17 protein-coding genes and 1 pseudogene are annotated in these 15,577 nt (G+C 60.2%); 7 read left to right on the forward strand and 11 right to left on the reverse strand.

The genetic code is table 11. The features are described from left to right. Positions 1-9: 9 nt before the first annotated feature. From hemB to CFE47_RS18215, 3 genes are all read right to left on the reverse strand, one after another. Positions 10-984, reverse strand: coding sequence for a porphobilinogen synthase (hemB, locus tag CFE47_RS18205; RefSeq protein WP_185710923.1), 975 nt, complete (start codon positions 982-984; stop codon positions 10-12). 116 nt (positions 985-1,100) lie between these two features. Next, positions 1,101-1,943, reverse strand: coding sequence for a PhzF family phenazine biosynthesis protein (locus CFE47_RS18210; protein ID WP_286839104.1), 843 nt, complete (start codon positions 1,941-1,943; stop codon positions 1,101-1,103). 3 nt (positions 1,944-1,946) lie between these two features. After that, positions 1,947-2,645: a glutathione S-transferase N-terminal domain-containing protein gene (locus tag CFE47_RS18215; protein WP_185710925.1), complete on the reverse strand. Its 699-nt coding sequence runs from the start codon at positions 2,643-2,645 to the stop codon at positions 1,947-1,949. A gap of 250 nt (positions 2,646-2,895) precedes the next feature. Between CFE47_RS18215 and CFE47_RS18220 the strand changes: the two genes are divergently transcribed. Next, complete coding sequence (locus tag CFE47_RS18220; protein ID WP_286839107.1) at positions 2,896-3,597, forward strand: histidine phosphatase family protein; 702 nt, start codon at positions 2,896-2,898, stop codon at positions 3,595-3,597. Positions 3,598-3,800: 203 nt separating this feature from the next. On the opposite strand, the gene CFE47_RS18225 is transcribed toward CFE47_RS18220, so the two are convergent. Both CFE47_RS18225 and CFE47_RS18230 read right to left on the reverse strand, forming a co-directional pair. Next, positions 3,801-4,550 carry a TerC family protein gene (locus CFE47_RS18225; RefSeq protein ID WP_286839110.1) on the reverse strand — a complete coding sequence of 250 codons (750 nt, stop codon included), beginning with the start codon at positions 4,548-4,550 and terminating at the stop codon, positions 3,801-3,803. A gap of 31 nt (positions 4,551-4,581) precedes the next feature. Next, positions 4,582-4,833 carry a hypothetical protein gene (locus CFE47_RS18230; protein WP_286839112.1) on the reverse strand — a complete coding sequence of 84 codons (252 nt, stop codon included), beginning with the start codon at positions 4,831-4,833 and terminating at the stop codon, positions 4,582-4,584. A gap of 134 nt (positions 4,834-4,967) precedes the next feature. Between CFE47_RS18230 and nhaR the strand changes: the two genes are divergently transcribed. Further along, entirely contained in the window at positions 4,968-5,870 is a 903-nt protein-coding gene (gene nhaR / locus CFE47_RS18235; protein WP_286839114.1) for a transcriptional activator NhaR, read from the forward strand. Between the two features lie 4 nt (positions 5,871-5,874). Here the strand turns inward: nhaR and CFE47_RS18240 are convergent, their stop codons facing one another. Together CFE47_RS18240 and CFE47_RS18245 are read right to left on the reverse strand one after the other, a co-directional pair. Then, entirely contained in the window at positions 5,875-7,032 is a 1,158-nt protein-coding gene (locus tag CFE47_RS18240) for an MFS transporter (RefSeq protein WP_286839116.1), read from the reverse strand. 160 nt (positions 7,033-7,192) lie between these two features. Further along, positions 7,193-7,702, reverse strand: a complete 510-nt coding sequence (locus CFE47_RS18245; RefSeq protein WP_286839118.1) for a DUF1993 domain-containing protein — start codon at positions 7,700-7,702, stop codon at positions 7,193-7,195. Positions 7,703-7,818: 116 nt separating this feature from the next. Here CFE47_RS18245 and CFE47_RS18250 point away from each other — a divergent pair, with 116 nt between their 5' ends. After that, the gene (locus CFE47_RS18250; protein ID WP_286839121.1) at positions 7,819-8,469 is read left to right on the forward strand and encodes a YceH family protein; all 651 of its coding nucleotides are present in this window, start codon (positions 7,819-7,821) and stop codon (positions 8,467-8,469) included. A 119-nt stretch (positions 8,470-8,588) separates the two neighbouring features. On the opposite strand, the gene CFE47_RS18255 is transcribed toward CFE47_RS18250, so the two are convergent. Further along, the gene (locus CFE47_RS18255) at positions 8,589-9,407 is read right to left on the reverse strand and encodes a shikimate 5-dehydrogenase (protein ID WP_286839122.1); all 819 of its coding nucleotides are present in this window, start codon (positions 9,405-9,407) and stop codon (positions 8,589-8,591) included. Between the two features lie 156 nt (positions 9,408-9,563). On the opposite strand from CFE47_RS18255, the gene CFE47_RS18260 reads away from it, so the two are divergent. The 3 genes from CFE47_RS18260 to CFE47_RS18270 all read left to right on the forward strand — a co-directional run bounded on the left by CFE47_RS18260 (position 9,564) and on the right by CFE47_RS18270 (position 10,620). Then, positions 9,564-9,917: a hypothetical protein gene (locus CFE47_RS18260; protein WP_012723373.1), complete on the forward strand. Its 354-nt coding sequence runs from the start codon at positions 9,564-9,566 to the stop codon at positions 9,915-9,917. 234 nt (positions 9,918-10,151) lie between these two features. After that, the gene (locus tag CFE47_RS18265) at positions 10,152-10,346 is read left to right on the forward strand and encodes a hypothetical protein (RefSeq protein ID WP_105700004.1); all 195 of its coding nucleotides are present in this window, start codon (positions 10,152-10,154) and stop codon (positions 10,344-10,346) included. 91 nt (positions 10,347-10,437) lie between these two features. Further along, the gene (locus CFE47_RS18270; RefSeq protein WP_185710934.1) at positions 10,438-10,620 is read left to right on the forward strand and encodes a hypothetical protein; all 183 of its coding nucleotides are present in this window, start codon (positions 10,438-10,440) and stop codon (positions 10,618-10,620) included. A 3-nt stretch (positions 10,621-10,623) separates the two neighbouring features. On the opposite strand, the gene CFE47_RS18275 is transcribed toward CFE47_RS18270, so the two are convergent. Next, the gene (locus CFE47_RS18275) at positions 10,624-11,691 is read right to left on the reverse strand and encodes an AI-2E family transporter (protein ID WP_286839128.1); all 1,068 of its coding nucleotides are present in this window, start codon (positions 11,689-11,691) and stop codon (positions 10,624-10,626) included. Positions 11,692-11,794: 103 nt separating this feature from the next. Then, positions 11,795-12,277: pseudogene (locus CFE47_RS18280) on the reverse strand (thioredoxin family protein); the annotation flags it as partial. 247 nt (positions 12,278-12,524) lie between these two features. Here CFE47_RS18280 and trhP point away from each other — a divergent pair. Next, a complete protein-coding gene (gene trhP / locus CFE47_RS18285) occupies positions 12,525-13,838 on the forward strand; it encodes a prephenate-dependent tRNA uridine(34) hydroxylase TrhP (protein WP_286839130.1) in 1,314 nt (437 codons plus the stop codon). 37 nt (positions 13,839-13,875) lie between these two features. Here the strand turns inward: trhP and ctpM are convergent, their stop codons facing one another. Continuing rightward, positions 13,876-15,555 (reverse strand): methyl-accepting chemotaxis protein CtpM, encoded by a 1,680-nt coding sequence (gene ctpM, locus CFE47_RS18290; protein ID WP_286839132.1) that lies wholly within the window; start codon positions 15,553-15,555, stop codon positions 13,876-13,878. Between the last annotated feature and the right edge of the window lie 22 nt (positions 15,556-15,577).

A 15,577-nucleotide genomic window follows, 5' to 3' on the forward strand; every position in this document is an offset into this window, starting at 1 on the left:
CGGCAGGTGTCAGATCCCCGCCAACGCCAAATCCATCGCAAAGTACGTAAAGATCAAATCCGCCCCCGCCCGCTTGATCGAACCGAGGGTTTCCCGCACTACGCGATCCTCATCAATCGCCCCAGCCTGAGCCCCGAACTTGATCATCGCGTATTCGCCACTCACCTGATACGCCGCCACCGGCAGGCGCGAGGCTTCGCGGATGTCGCGGATGATGTCGAGGTAGGCGCCGGCGGGCTTGACCATCAGGGCGTCTGCGCCTTCCTGTTCGTCCAGCAGCGATTCGCGCACGGCTTCGCGGCGGTTCATCGGGTTCATCTGGTAGCTTTTGCGGTCGCCCTTGAGGGCGCTGCCGCCGGCTTCGCGGAACGGGCCGTAGAGCGCCGAGGCGAATTTGGTCGAATAGGCCATGATCGGAATGTGGGTGAAGCCGGCATCGTCCAACGCGCGGCGTATGGCTTGGACTTGGCCGTCCATCGCGGCAGAGGGTGCGATCACGTCGGCACCGGCGCGGGCGGCGGCTACGGCTTGTTTGCCGAGGTTGACCAGGGTCGCGTCGTTATCGACATGGGCACCGTGCATTACGCCGCAGTGGCCGTGGTCGGTGTATTCGCAGAAGCAGGTGTCGGACATCACGATCATTTCCGGCACGGCGTCCTTGATGATCGAGGACATGCGCGAGACCAGGCCGCGTTCTTTCCAGGTGTCGCTGCCGCTGGCGTCCAGGTGGTGGGACACGCCAAAGGTCATCACCGACTTGATACCGGCGCGGGCGTAGCGCTCGATCTCGCCGGCCAGTTTTTTCTCAGGAATGCGCAACACACCCGGCATGCTGGTGATCGGTACGAAGTCGTCGATTTCTTCTTCGACGAAGATCGGCAGCACCAGGTCGTTGAGGGTGAACTCGGTTTCCTGGAACAAACCCCGCAGCTCCGGGGAGCGGCGCAGGCGGCGTGGGCGGGCTTGGGGGAACTGGCTGGTCATGGCTGTCCTGAAATGATGACAAAATTCGTTGGGGCGAAAGCTTATGCCCCGAGGCCCCGGCAACACAAACGCCGAGGGCCAATAGTGTATTGCTCAGGTGGTAATAATGTATTGATCTAGAGCTGTAGTTGCCCGTCGATGCACAGCGCGACGGCGCCGCCGACCCAGATTTCATCGCCCTGGCGCTCAACGCGAATTCGCCCCGCACGCCCCAGGGCCGTGCCCTGGCTGACCACGTAGCGCTGCGGCGCGAGGCCTTCCCCGAGCAGCCATTGGGCAACGCCGGCATTCAAGCTGCCGGTGGCCGGGTCCTCTTGCGCACCGTCGCCTGCGACAAAGGCACGCACCTCGAACTGTGCGTCCACATCGTCACGGACGGGATCGCAAGGAGCAATCACGCCGACGGCCAAACCGAGTAATTGCGAATAGTCCGGTTGCAACGCCAGCACCTGCTCGCGATCCTCCAGCATCAGTGCCAACCACCCCGCGCCATTGTCGACCCACTGGCTGCGCACGATGGCTTGTGGGCTCAGGCCCAACGCCAGGCGCACACGTTCCAGCAACGGTGCCTCTACCGGACCGGAGCGCAGCAACGGCGGCGCGATAAAGGCCAGCTCATCACCTTGTCGACGCACTCGAACCAAGCCAATTTCACACTCTTGAATGATCTCCTCGCCCTTCGGCGTACCACCGGCTTGCAGCCACGCGTGGCAACTGCCCAGCGTCGGGTGCCCGGCGAACGGCAGCTCCTTCAAGGTGGTGAAGATGCGTACCCGGTAGTCGGCCCGGGGATCGCGTGGTGTCAGCAAAAACGTGGTTTCGCTGAGGTTGGTCCAGTTGGCGAAATCGGCCATTTGCTGGTCGGTGAGGCTGTCGGCACCTAATACCACGGCCAGCGGGTTGCCCTTGAGCGCGACGCTGCTGAAGACATCCAGTTGTTTGAAAGCGAAAGTCGGCATGGCTCAGCTCGGAATATTCAGGCCGCGGATCACCGCCGGCCGTGCGACAAAACCGTCCAGCGCGCGCAGTACATTGGGGAAGTCTGCAATGCCCACCAGGTCACCCGACTCGTAGAAGCCGATCAGGTTGCGAATCCATGGGAAGGTGGCGATATCGGCGATGCTGTAGTCGTCGCCCATGATCCAGGTACGGCCCAGCAGGCGTTTTTCCAGCACGTCCAGCAGGCGCCGGGACTCGGCGGCATAGCGGTCGCGAGGGCGTTTGTCTTCGTAGGCCTTGCCGGCGAACTTGTTGAAGAAGCCCAGTTGACCAAACATCGGGCCAATCCCGCCCATCTGAAACATCAACCATTGGATGGTTTCGTAGCGGGTGGCGGGGTCTTCGGACAGCAGTTGGCTGGTTTTTTCAGCCAGGTAGATCAGGATCGCGCCGGATTCGAACAGTGCCAACGGCACGCCACCAGGACCGTCGGGATCGATGATCGCGGGGATCTTGTTGTTGGGGTTCAGCGACAGGAATTCCGGGGACAACTGGTCCTGGGTCTCGAAGCTGACCTTATGCGCTTCATAAGGCAGGCCCAGTTCTTCGAGCATGATCGAGACTTTTACCCCGTTGGGCGTTGGCAACGAGTACAGTTGCAGGCGCTCGGGATGCTGGGCGGGCCATTTGCTGTTGATGGGGAACGCGGCGAGTGGGTTCATCGGGAAGTCCCTTTGCAGAAAGTCCCCATCATAGTCATCCCGACGCTGTCCTGCATGGGTCATCAATACGCAATATCCACTGACTAATATCCCGCCAGGGCGAACCAATAGGCCCTTGTGCACTCTTAAGTGCGCTCAATGGTGAATGGAGGCGCCTCGCTATATCGACAGGGAATACCGCAGGATGCCCTTGGCGTCACTGGGGCCGGGCGTGTCCGCCCTCACCCGATGCACCGAAGACTCGACACTAATGACAATCAAGCCTCTGTGCCTTGCGCTGCGCCTGAAACGCTACTCATACATCATGTTGCCGCTGGTGCTGGCCGGCGGCGCCATTGGGCTGACCCTGGAGTCACGCATCAGCAGCGCCGAGCCCGTGGACGGCGTGCAAACCCTGGTGTTCCTGCGCCACGGTGAAAAACCCGCCGGCGGCCTGGGCCAACTCAATTGCCAGGGCCTCAACCGTGCAATGAACCTGGCCACCGTGCTGCCGGAAAAATTCGGCAAGGCCAACTTCGTGTTTGCCGCCAACCCGACGCGCAATGTCGAGGAAGGTGAGTTCGATAACTCCTACAGCTACATTCGCCCACTGATGACCATCAGCCCCAGCGCCATCAAGCTTGGCCTGCCGGTGAACATCAAGTTTTCGGCGAATGACACCAGCGCCCTCGCCGATGAACTGGTGGAGGACAAGTACCACAACTCCATCATCTATACCGCGTGGTCCCACGGGTATCTGCCGGAGTTGATCAACAAGGTGGCCAGTGAAGCTTCCGGTGAGAAGCACACCATCACCGACGACTGGTCCGGCAGCGACTACGACACGCTGTATGTGCTGACGCTGACCTGGCACAACGGCAAGGCCTCATTGTTGAGCCGTAATTACAAGCAAGGCTTGAACAACGGTGAAGAGACTTGTCCGGAGCCGACGCAGGTCAGCGCTGATTCCTGATGATGCAGCGAGCAGGCCCTTTGTGCTGAGTAGGCCTGTTGTGGTGAGCGGGTTTGTCGAATCGTCGCACCGCCCGCGCTGGGTGGCGAAGCCGCCCCAATAAAAAACGCCGCATTCTGTCTGACAGAATGCGGCGTTTGGTTTTAGGGCCGCTGCGCAGCCCAGCGCGGGCGGTGCGACGATTCGACAAGCCCGCTCACTACTTACTGCCGGGCAGCGAGCAAGCGTTTATGGCGGTTGCGTCGTGCGATGTTCAAGCACTCAATCACCGCCGAGAACGCCATGGCCGCGTACACATAGCCTTTAGGCACATGGGCGCCGAAGCCTTCGGCGATCAACGTCATGCCGATCATGATCAGGAAGCCCAGGGCCAGCATCACCACGGTCGGGTTGTCGTTGATAAATTTGGCCAACGGCTCGGCCGCCACCAGCATCACGATCACCGAGGTCACCACGGCAATGATCATGATCGGCAAGTGCTCGGTCATGCCCACAGCGGTAATGATGCTATCGATGGAAAACACCAGGTCGAGCATCAGGATCTGCCCGATGGCCGCCGCAAAACCGATGGTCACGGTGTTGCTGACACTGGCCTTTTCCTCGGGCTCCGGGTCCATGCTGTGATGGATCTCGGTGGTAGCCTTCCACACCAGGAACAGGCCACCCGCAATCAGGATCATGTCCTTCCACGAAAACGCCTGGCCGAACACTTCGAACACCGGCGTCGTCAGTTGCACGATAAACGCGATGGTGCTCAATAGACCCAGGCGCAGCACCAACGCCATGCTGATACCGATACGTCGCGCCTTGGCCCGGTGCTGCTCCGGCAACTTGTTGGTGAGGATCGAGATAAAGATCAGGTTATCGATCCCCAGCACAATTTCCATGACGATCAAGGTCGCCAGTGCGACCCAGGCAGTGGGGCTGGCGGCCAGTTGTAAAAGGTAGTCCATAGGTCAGTCCTGACGTGATAGTGCTGGGATATTAGGTTTCTTTGGTGTCGGATTCAGCAGCGTTTTCGGCTTCTTCTTCCTGCTTCTCAGGCTTGATCAGCCCCTGAGTTGCTTCACTCAATGCCTGTTCGGCGGCTTTGTGGGTGTCATCAATGGCTTGTTTGGCCGATTCAGTCGCTTTGCCAAGCACCTGCTGGGCGCTCTTTTCAACCTGATCGCAACCGCTGATCACTACCAATGAAAGCGCAAGCAACGATGCCGCGCCCAGGGAATTGAGTTTCATGATGTATTCCTCGTTAGAACCATTGGGTCCAAGTAGTGGCCCCGCGATAGCGAGGCATTCTATGCAAGCCAACAGTTCAGGAAAATTCGTATTTTTCTCGCGTATACTTCGATTTTTACGAAGTGACGGCTGCCATGCTCAACTATCGCCAACTGCATTACTTCTGGGTTGTAGCCAAGACCGGCAGCATTGTGCGCGCTTGTGAGCAACTTAATCTCACCCCACAGACCATCAGCGGGCAGATCAGCCTGCTTGAGCAAACCTTTGGTATCGCACTGTTTCAGCGTGTCGGTCGTCAACTTGAGCTGACCGAAGCCGGGCGGCGGGCGCTGCCTTATGCCGAGCAGATGTTCCAGACCGGCAATGAATTGGAGGCGATGCTGCGGGCGCAGCCCAATGAGCAGCAGATCCTGTTCCGCGTTGGGGTGGCGGATGTGGTGCCCAAGTCCATCGTCTACCGCTTGATCGCGCCGACCATGGAGTTGAGCGAGCCGATCCGCATCACCTGCCGTGAAGACAAGCTCGAACGTCTGCTGGCCGACCTGGCCATCCAGCGCCTGGACCTGGTGATTTCCGATAGCCCGATGCCCAGTCATCTGGACATCAAGGGTTACAGCCAAAAGCTTGGGGAATGTGGGATCAGTTTCTTCGCCACCCAGACACTGGCTGACGCATACGGCGGCGATTTCCCACAGTGTTTGCAGGGAGCGCCGCTGTTGATTCCTGGGGCGGAGACGGTAGTGCGCAGCCGTTTGCAGCGCTGGTTCGCCGAGCAGCAGATCCAACCCAAGATTATCGGCGAGTTCGACGACAGCGCCTTGATGCAGGCCTTCGGGCAATCCGGCAGCGGGATTTTCATCGCCCCCAGCGTGATTGCCGACGAGGTGGTGCGCCAGTACGGCGTGGCGCTCATCGGCCAGACCGATGCCGTCACCGAGTCGTTCTACGCAATCTCGGTGGAGCGCAAGGTCAAGCACCCCGGCATCGTGGCGATTACCGAAGGCGCAAGACGCGAGTTGTTTACCGCCCTGCCCTGACGGTTCAGGCCTTGGCTGCGACCGGCTGCTTGGCAGTCATCAACCACAACGCCAGCAGGATCGACACCAAGATAAACCCCGACGCCGCAAAGCCCAGGCTGCCCAAGCCAAGCGTGTCGATCACATGCCCGCCGACCATCGCCCCCAAACCGATCCCCAGGTTGGCCCCGGCGATGTTCAGCGACGCGGCAAACGCCGGCGCATGAGGCGCGGCCTTCATCAAGCGCACATGGCTGACCAGGAACATCGCCGCCTGGGTCACGCCCCACACGGCCATTGCGGCTGCCAGGCCGATGGTGGAGTGAATCGCCGGCACCAATGCCACCATGCCCGCGATCATGAAACCGCAAAACACCATGGACGCAATCAGTGGATGACGGTCCACCGCACGGCCACCCAGGGAGTTGCCGATCAAGCCCACGGCACCAAACCCCATCAGGCACCATCCCACCAGCGTGCCGTCGAAACCGGCCAGGCGCTCGAGGATGTCCGCAAGGTAGGTATAAGCGGTGAACATGCCGCTGAACACCAGGATCGACAGCAGGATATGGCCCTGCATCAGTGGGTTGCGCAGGATCTTGAACTGCGAGCGCAACGTCACTTCATCGTTCTTCGGCTGGGTCACGGGCAAGTAGATAAGCAGCAGCACGGCCTTGGCCAGCGCCACCACGGCGAGGATGGCAAACGCGGTACGCCAGCCGAACATATCGGAAATCAACGTGCCCACCGGAATGCCAAACACCGTGGCGCAGACGATACCGAAGCCGATCTTCTCGATGGCGCGCCCGGCGTATTCAGGCCCCACGATATCCACCGCCGTCTCGCTGGCCAGGGCCCAGAACACCGGAAGCCCCAAGGCCGGAATCAACCGCGCCAGGGCCATCACCCAGATATTCGGCGCCAGCGCGGCGACGGTATTGGCCACGCCGAAGAGAATCAGGATGCTGATAAACAGGCGTTTGCGCGGGAAACGGGCGAAGTATGCCGTCAGAAACGGCCCGAATGCCGCAACGGTAAACGCGAACAAGGTCACCAGCAGCCCGGCCTGGGACACGCTGACATTCAAGTCCCGAGCAATGGACGGCAGCAGGCCAACAATCACGAACTCTGTGGTCAGCACGGTAAAACCAGCGGCCGACAACAGCAGAATGGGGAACAGCATCAAAAACTCCAGAAACGACAACATCAACGACAACCCGAGGGTTCGCTGACAGATAAGGATGAGAAAGGGATGTCGAATCTTAACAGAGTGTTTCAAACGAAGGGCATGAAAAAGCCCGGTGGCGCCTGCTGGCACACACCGGGCTTTGACGTATCAAGGCTTAGAACGCGCCCATGTAGTCGCGCTTGCCCACTTCCACACCGTTATGACGCAACAGCGCGTACGCGGTGGTGACGTGGAAGAAGAACTGCGGCAAGCCGTAGCTCAGCAGGTAGGACTGGCCGCTGAAGCGCTTCTCTTTAGGAGTGCCAGGGCGGGTGATGATCTCGATGCCTTCCTTGCCGTCGACTTGCTCCGGCTTGATGGTGTCGACGAAGGCCAGCACCTTGGCGATCAGGGCTTGCAGGTCGGCGAAGGTGACTTCGCTGTCTTCGTATTTAGGCACTTCGATCTCGGCCAGGCGTGCTGAAACACCCTTGGCGAAGTCGACAGCGATCTGCACCTGGCGCACCAATTGGAACATGTCCGGGAACAGACGTGCTTGCAGCAGCGCGTTGGGCTCGATGTTCTTGGCGGTGGCGTGGGCTTCGGCTTTGTTCAGCACATCGCTCAAGGCGGTGAGCATTTGCTTGAAGACTGGGATGGAAGCGGCGTACAGGGAAATAGTCATGGCAGTCTCATGGGTGATGGCACGGTTTGAACAGGCGACGATTATAGACCTGCCCGTCGCTTGTCTTTTATTTTTTCCGGCTTACGCTAGGCACTTCACTGCATAGGGAAAGCGCGATGACCGCCGAGCACGACACCGACACCCCTGAGCCGCGCCTGAACAGCACGGAAATCCGCATCCTGGGCTGCCTGATCGAAAAACAGGCGACCAACCCGGAAACCTACCCCCTGACCCTCAACGCCTTGGTGCTGGCCTGCAACCAGAAGACCAGCCGCGAGCCGGTGACCAACCTCAGCCAGGGCCAGGTCGGCCAGAGCCTGCGCGTGCTGGAAGGCCAGGGTTTTACCCGCCTGGTGATGGGCAGCCGCGCCGACCGTTGGGAACATCGCGTGGACAAGGCGCTGGAACTGGTGCCGGCCCAGGTGATCCTGATTGGCCTGCTTTTCCTGCGTGGGCCGCAGACGGTCAATGAACTGCTGACCCGCAGCGGGCGCATGCATGATTTTGAAGATGCAGAACAGGTGGTGCACCAGCTTGAACGCCTGATTGCACGTGGTTTGGCGGTGCTGGTACCGCGCCAGGCGGGTCAGCGGGAAGACCGGTATACCCACGCGCTGGGGGATCCAGCGGATATCGAGGCGATTATCGCGGCGCGGGGCAGCCCGGTTGAGCGTGGGACGACGGGTGTTTCTGCCGAGCGCATCGAGGAGTTAGAAGCGCGGATTGCAGCATTGGAAGAGCGCTTGGCCCAGTTGGAACAGGCATAACTCGGTTAAACCTGTGGGAGCTGGCTTGCCTGCGATAGCGGTGTAACAGGTTAAGTATCTGTGACCGAATCACCGCCATCGCGGGCAAGCCCGCTCCCACATTGGTTCTCCAGCGCTCACTAACCCCGGGCGAACGCCACTGCCGCCTGGAACTGTTCATCTGTTGGCCGCACCCCGGTATAAAGCACAAACTGCTCCAGCGCCTGGATCGCAATCACCTCCAGCCCGGTAATCACTCGCTTGCCCTGGGCCCGCCCACGCACGATCAATGGTGTTTCGGCGGGGATCGCCACCACATCGAACACGGTGTCTGCCGCATCCACGGCATCTGCCTCAAACGCCAGCGCATCTGCCTCGGCGCCACCGGTCATGCCGATGGGCGTCACGTTGATGAGCATCTGCGGGCGCAACTCACCCAGTTCTGCATGCCACTCATACCCCAGGTTCTGCGCCAACGCCCGGCCGGCCGCCTCGTTGCGCGCGACGATCACACCCTTGGCATAGCCGCCGTCACGCAAGGCACTGGTCACGGCCTTGGCCATGCCACCGCTGCCGCGCAGGGCGAAGGTGGAGTCCTTGGGCACTGCGTGCTTTTTCAGCAGTTGTTCGATGGCAATGTAGTCAGTGTTGTAGGCCTTCAGATGGCCGTTGGTATTGACGATGGTGTTCAGGGAGTCGATGGCTTGAACTGAATCGTCCAGTTCATCCACCAGGGCAATGGCGGCTTCCTTGAACGGCATGGAAACCCCGCAACCCCGCACGCCCAGTGCGCGGATACCACCTATCGCGCCGGGCAAATCCTGGCTACTGAACGCTTTATAGTAGAAGTTCAGACCCAGCTGTTCGTACAGATGGTTATGAAACCGCAAGCCAAAATTTCCAGGACGCGCCGACAATGACATGCACAGTTGGGTGTCTTTGTTGGGGTGCATCTGCATGGGTAACTCCTTGAAGTAAGCAAATCGGTACAGACCTTACACAACCTTTACCTATCGGCCGTGCTGTTTTTCAGAAATACGTTGTCTTAAAAGTATCCCCGCGACAATCCTTGAGTCTATTGATTGCAGACCACAAGCGCAGGGGCTAACCGAGGAATGACCATGATTCGTACAATCCCCAAGATCGCCTTGCTTGTTGGCGCACTCGCTATGGCAGGCCAAGCCTCCGCCCACGGTGGTGGTTGGGGTGGCCCGGCCGTATTGGGTGCTTTAGTCGGCGCAGCCGTAGTGGGCTCCGTGGTTGCCAGCCAACCCCGTGAGGTCTACGTGCAGCAACCGGTGTATGTCCAGCCGCAGCCGGTCTATGCCGCTCCGCCGCCGGTCTACTACGCACCGCCGCCGCCGGTGTATGTGCAACAACAGGTCTATTACCGTCCGGCGCCGGTGTACTACGGGCCGCCACGTGGCTACTACGGCCCTCCCCACGGCTACTACGGCCGCGGATGGTAAATTTGAATCGACACGTCTGAACCAGGCCTCGCCCATACGCGGGGCCTTTTTTTTGTGTGAAAAGTCCTGATTTATGCTGCCAAGGTCGCTATGAGGACAATGGCCCAAGCGAAATCGCACATCATCAACACCATTGTCTACTTGCTCGATCGGGGCCCGCGCTGTCATGTTTGTGTCACAACACGCTTCCACTATCGATCCTGTCCACCCAATAACAATTAAGGACGACTGACCATGCCCACACAAAACCCGCACCGCACCGCTGGCCTTTGTACGTCCAGCAAGGTCTACAGCGCGCTTACCGAGCTCAAGGCCCTGGAAGGCCATCGCAGTGCCAAGTTCCTCGCGCTGCTGGCGGAAAACCTGGTACGCAAGGGGCTGCTAAGCGAACAAGAAGTGGTGAACATGCTCGACCAAGTCGTGGACTGACGCCTGGCGTCGATGTCGACTATCGAGACAGGTGATTTTTCCTACAGCGCTTCACCCAATAAAGTGACCTCCATAGCGATTGGAGGTACTTATGCCCACTGTTCACATCATGTCCGTCATCGGCAGCGCCGTCCCCGCCCCTCTTCGGGAACTGGGCCTGCTCGCCTGCTGGTACCTGGTACGCGACGGCGAAGCCATCAGCGGCCCACTCACGTCGTTGTCGGCCGCCGAGAAACAGCTGCAACAGGCCGCAAACTTCAAGCTTCACGCCTGAAGCCTAAGGCAACGGCAACTTGACCCGCGGCTTACTTTCGACAAACAGCGCCCAGCTCGACATAAACAACGCCGCCACCAGCGGCCCAATCACAAAGCCGTTCAGGCCGAATACCGACAGGCCGCCCAGGGTCGAGATCAGAATCAGGTAATCCGGCATTTTGGTGTCTTTACCCACCAGGATGGGGCGCAGCACGTTGTCCACCAGGCCAATCACAAACACGCCAAACAATCCCAGCACCACGCCCTGCCAGATCGAGCCGCTCAACAGGAAGTAGACGGCCACCGGCCCCCATACAATCCCGGCACCCACTGCGGGCAGCAATGACAAGAACGCCATCAACACCGCCCAGAGCAACGCGCTGGGAATGTCCAGGAACCAGAAGATCACTCCACCCAGCGCACCTTGCGTCACGGCCACCAGCACGTTGCCCTTGACCGTGGCACGCACCACCCGATTGAACTTGAGTTGCAACCGGCGCTTCTGCGGCTCGGCCAACGGCACCGCCATGCGCACCTTGCGCACCAGCTCCGGGCCGTCGCGCAGCAGGAAAAACAGCAAATACAGCATGATGAAAAAGCTCACCAGGAAATCAAACGTACCCTGGCCAAAGCTGAACGCCTGGGACGCAAAAAACTGGCTGCCCTGCATCGCACTCTTGACGATCTTCTCCCGCAAGCCTTCCAGGTTGCCCATGCCAAAGCGGTCCAGCAGGTGCTGGAAGTACGGCGGCAACACGTTCTTGAACTGCTCGATATACCCCGCCACGTCCAACTTGCCGCTTTCGACGTTCTTGTAGAGCGTTGCCCCCTCCTGCACCAACAGGGCGCTGGTGATGATCACCGGCAAAATCGCTATCACCAGGCAGGCGGCCAAGGTGGTCAGCGACGTGAGGTTGCGGTTCCAGCCCGTCCGCAACTGCAGGCGTCGCTGCATTGGCGCAAAGATGATGCCCAGGATCACCGCCCAGAACACCGCGCCATAGAACGGCAGCAATATCCAGATAAAGGCGATGGTCACCAGCACCAGTAGCAGCAGTAGGGTCTTGAATTGCAGGTTGGTTTGATTCATGTCCGGTCCATGTCAGAAAAGCAGCAGACCAGCGTAGGCCTTGTTGCTTAGTCCGCGCAGAAACCTGGGAGTGCCCTTATTTATCCAACACGTTTGGGCCATATCATTCCTGCGCCTTGGCCTCGCTTAGCAACGCCTGAATCACCCGCTCTTGTTCGTCATAACGGCCTTCGCCAAAGTGCGTGTAACGCACCTGCCCCTTGGCATCGACCAGGTAGTGGGCGGGCCAGTACTGGTTATCGAAGTGACGCCAGATCGCATAGTTGTTGTCGATGGCCACGGGGTAAGTGATCCCCAGCTTGCGCACCTGCTCCCTGACGTTAGCGGTGATGTGCTCGTAGGCGTATTCCGGCGTGTGCACGCCGACTACCACCAGGCCATCCTTTTCGTACTTCTCCGCCCAGGCCTTTACGTACGGCAAGGTGCGCCGGCAGTTGACGCAGTCGTAGGTCCAGAAATCCACCAGTACTACTTTGCCTCTGAGTACCTCGCCGGTCAGTGGCGGAGAGTTGAGCCATTCAACCGCCCCCGCCAACGACGGCATGGGGCCCAGCGTATTGCCGGTTGTGGCATCAGCCTTGGTTTCAGGGCTGACCATCAGGCTGCAGGCCAATGCGACCATCAGCAGCAGGCCGGCGATCAGGAGTGCGATAGGACGCATGGTGTTTACCTTATCGATAGGGAGGCGCTTATTGGAAACACTGGAGGTATCGCACCTATGTCAAAAACCGCCCACCGATACACAGCAATACAAAAAGCCCAAAGAACGATCTGGATCAATAAACCGCCCGCGTGCCTCGTCTACCCTCGCGCCTTTTTTGCGGTCCGTGCCCATGCCTCCCATCCTTGCCCCCGAACTGCTCGCCCCCGCCGGCACCCTGAAAAACATGCGCTACGCCTTTGCCTATGGCGCCGATGCGGTCTACGCCGGCCAACCGCGCTATAGCCTGCGGGTGCGCAACAATGAGTTCGACCACGCCAACCTGGCCCTCGGCATCGACGAAGCCCATGCCCAGGGCAAGCGCTTCTACGTAGTGGTCAACATCGCGCCCCACAACGCCAAGTTGAAGACCTTCCTCAAGGACTTGGCCCCCGTGATCGCCATGGGCCCGGATGCACTGATCATGTCCGACCCTGGGTTGATCATGCTGGTACGCCGACACTTCCCGCAGATGCCGATTCACTTGTCGGTGCAGGCCAACACGGTGAACTGGGCCAGCGTGGAGTTTTGGCAGCAACAAGGCATCTGCCGGGTGATCCTGTCGCGGGAACTGTCGCTGGAAGAGATCGGCGAGATCCGCCAGCAAGTACCGGCCATGGAGCTGGAGGTGTTTGTGCACGGCGCCTTGTGCATGGCCTATTCCGGGCGCTGCCTGCTCTCGGGCTACATGAACAAGCGCGACGCCAACCAAGGCAGCTGCACCAATGCGTGCCGCTGGAAATATCAGGCCACGCCTGCAGTGGAAAACGCCACTGGCGATATCGTCCAGGAATACACGCCAACCCTGGGGATTGGCGCGCCGACCGACCAGGTGTTCCTGCTGCAGGAAGCCAACCGTCCCGATGAGCAAATGCCTGCCTTCGAAGACGAGCACGGCACCTACATCATGAACGCCAAGGACCTGCGCGCGGTGCAGCACGTGGAGCGCCTGAGCCAGATGGGCGTGCATTCGCTGAAGATCGAAGGTCGTACCAAATCCCACTTCTACTGCGCACGCACTACGCAGGTGTATCGCCAGGCGATTGATGATGCGGTGGCCGGTCGCGCGTTTGACCGCAACCTGATGACCCATCTCGAATCCCTGGCGCAACGCGGCTACACCGAAGGTTTCCTGCGCCGCCACGTGCACGACGAATACCAGAACTACCAGAACGGCAGCTCAGTGTCGGAGCGCCAGCAGTTTGTCGGTGAGTTGACCGGCGAGCGTCGCGGTGAACTGGCCGAGGTCAAGGTGAAGAACCGCTTTACGGTGGGCAATCATCTGGAATTGATGACCCCCGCCGGTAATTTCCACTTTGACCTGGCCAGTTTGTACAGCGCCAAGGGCGAAGCCATCGAGGTGGCGCCGGGGGATGGGCACACGGTGTATGTGCCGCTCCCGACCGAGATGGATTTAAACTTCGGTTTGTTGATGCGTGACGTCTGAAGCTGTCGAACCGGAGCAAGCGTCCTCGCCACGCAGGTTAGATCCTGAACTGGCCAACCAACTGCCCCAGCCGCTGGCCCAGCTCCGCCAGGCTGCGTGAGGTCTGGGCGCCCAGTTGGGTTTCGTCGGCCACACTGTCCACCGCCACGGCGATCTGATGCACGCTGCGGTTGATCTCTTCGGCCACGGCGGTCTGCTCTTCGGCAGCGCTGGCGATCTGCGCGTTCATCGAGTTGATGGTGCCGATCAACTGGGCCATGGTGTCCAGCGATGCCCCGGCTTCGTTGGCCTGGGCCGAGGTGCCGTCACCGGCATCGCTGGAGCGGCGCATGGCGTCCACGGCGGCCTCGGTGCCTTTTTGCAGGCGGTCGATCATGCCCTGGATTTCCTGGGTGCTGGTCTGGGTGCGGCTGGCCAGCGCACGGACTTCATCGGCCACCACCGCAAAACCACGCCCAGCCTCCCCTGCCCGCGCGGCCTCGATCGCCGCATTGAGGGCCAGCAAGTTGGTCTGCTCGGCGATGGAGCGGATCACGCCGAGCACGCTGACAATCGAGGACACGTCTTGCTGAAGGCTGTCGAGGGACACGCCGCTGCTGCGGATATCGTTCACCAATGCGTGGATCTGCACGATGCTGCCGTCCACCACGCGCTTGGCGGCCTGGCCTTCGGCGTCGGTCTGTTGCGCCGCGACGGCGGCGCCTTGGGCACTGCGCGCCACTTCGTGGGCGGCGGACGACATCTGGTTGATCGCGGTGGCGACCTGGTCGGTCTCGTGGCGCTGGCGTTCCATGGCCTGCTCGGAGCGCTGGGCCTGCTCCGACACTTGGCTCACCAGGCCGGTGAGTTGCGAGGTCATTTCGGTGATCTGGCGCACCAGGCCGTGAATCTTGTCGACAAAACGGTTGAATGCGCCGGCAAGATCGCCCAGTTCATCCTGGCTGGTGATCGCCAGACGGCGGGTCAGGTCGCCTTCACCGGCGGCGATGTCGTCGAGGTTGGCTTTCATCAGGTTCAGCGGACGCAAGATGGTATTCGCCACCAGCAGGCCCACCGCGGCGATCACCAGCAACACCACCACGGCCACCCCGAGGATGCTCAGCAAGACGCCTTCCATGCGTGTTTTGACTTTGGCTTCAACCACCGCTACCTGGGCTTCGATGCCGTCCAGGTTCACCGACGTACCAATGACCATGTCCCATTTGGGCAGGTATTCGGTGTAGCCGAGCTTGGGCACCAGTTCGGTCTGCCCCGGCTGGGTGGAGCTGTATTGCAGGTAGTGGGTGCCGTCCTTGCCGACCTTGACCAAGTCGCGGTTGACGTACACACCGTTGGGGTCGCGGTTGTCCTTGAAGCTCTTGCCTACGCCGTCTGGGCTGTTGCCCTTGAACAGGCGGATGGTCTCGGAGTCGTAGCCAAAGAAGTAGCCGTCCTTGCCATAGCTGGTGTTGGACAGCAGCTTGACCACCTGGGCCCGCGCGGCGGTATCTCCGGGGGCTGCCGCGTCGTAGAGCGGCTTGATGGTGCTCATGGCCACTTCCACATAACTTTGCAAGGTGGCCTTGGCGTCGTTGAGCAGGCGCTGGCGGGTTTCCTCCACCTCGTTGCGCGCCTGGCCCTGGAGAATCCACACGGTGGTCAGGCTGATCACCACGGCAAACAGCAACACCGGCACAATGGCCAGGGACAGGACTTTGGCCTTCAGGCTCAGACGCATGGCTTTTCTCTCTTATTAGTGG

This window comes from Pseudomonas sp. PGPPP1 (assembly GCF_002255865.1).
In the GTDB taxonomy this organism is placed as follows: Bacteria; Pseudomonadota; Gammaproteobacteria; order Pseudomonadales; family Pseudomonadaceae; genus Aquipseudomonas; species Aquipseudomonas cremoris.

What these genes read in the sequence shown, in the direction of transcription:
- CFE47_RS18220 (WP_286839107.1), top strand. Translation starts at nt 2,896, where the DNA reads ATGACAATCAAGCCTCTGTGCCTTGCGCTGCGCCTGAAACGCTACTCA.
- CFE47_RS18210 (WP_286839104.1), bottom strand. Translation starts at nt 1,943, where the DNA reads ATGCCGACTTTCGCTTTCAAACAACTGGATGTCTTCAGCAGCGTCGCG.
- CFE47_RS18240 (WP_286839116.1), bottom strand. Translation starts at nt 7,032, where the DNA reads ATGCTGTTCCCCATTCTGCTGTTGTCGGCCGCTGGTTTTACCGTGCTG.
- CFE47_RS18230 (WP_286839112.1), bottom strand. Translation starts at nt 4,833, where the DNA reads ATGAAACTCAATTCCCTGGGCGCGGCATCGTTGCTTGCGCTTTCATTG.
- CFE47_RS18260 (WP_012723373.1), top strand. Translation starts at nt 9,564, where the DNA reads ATGACCATGATTCGTACAATCCCCAAGATCGCCTTGCTTGTTGGCGCA.
- CFE47_RS18215 (WP_185710925.1), bottom strand. Translation starts at nt 2,645, where the DNA reads ATGAACCCACTCGCCGCGTTCCCCATCAACAGCAAATGGCCCGCCCAG.
- trhP (WP_286839130.1), top strand. Translation starts at nt 12,525, where the DNA reads ATGCCTCCCATCCTTGCCCCCGAACTGCTCGCCCCCGCCGGCACCCTG.
- CFE47_RS18255 (WP_286839122.1), bottom strand. Translation starts at nt 9,407, where the DNA reads ATGCAGATGCACCCCAACAAAGACACCCAACTGTGCATGTCATTGTCG.
- CFE47_RS18275 (WP_286839128.1), bottom strand. Translation starts at nt 11,691, where the DNA reads ATGAATCAAACCAACCTGCAATTCAAGACCCTACTGCTGCTACTGGTG.
- CFE47_RS18270 (WP_185710934.1), top strand. Translation starts at nt 10,438, where the DNA reads ATGCCCACTGTTCACATCATGTCCGTCATCGGCAGCGCCGTCCCCGCC.
- ctpM (WP_286839132.1), bottom strand. Translation starts at nt 15,555, where the DNA reads ATGCGTCTGAGCCTGAAGGCCAAAGTCCTGTCCCTGGCCATTGTGCCG.
- CFE47_RS18250 (WP_286839121.1), top strand. Translation starts at nt 7,819, where the DNA reads ATGACCGCCGAGCACGACACCGACACCCCTGAGCCGCGCCTGAACAGC.
- CFE47_RS18245 (WP_286839118.1), bottom strand. Translation starts at nt 7,702, where the DNA reads ATGACTATTTCCCTGTACGCCGCTTCCATCCCAGTCTTCAAGCAAATG.
- CFE47_RS18225 (WP_286839110.1), bottom strand. Translation starts at nt 4,550, where the DNA reads ATGGACTACCTTTTACAACTGGCCGCCAGCCCCACTGCCTGGGTCGCA.
- CFE47_RS18265 (WP_105700004.1), top strand. Translation starts at nt 10,152, where the DNA reads ATGCCCACACAAAACCCGCACCGCACCGCTGGCCTTTGTACGTCCAGC.
- nhaR (WP_286839114.1), top strand. Translation starts at nt 4,968, where the DNA reads ATGCTCAACTATCGCCAACTGCATTACTTCTGGGTTGTAGCCAAGACC.
- hemB (WP_185710923.1), bottom strand. Translation starts at nt 984, where the DNA reads ATGACCAGCCAGTTCCCCCAAGCCCGCCCACGCCGCCTGCGCCGCTCC.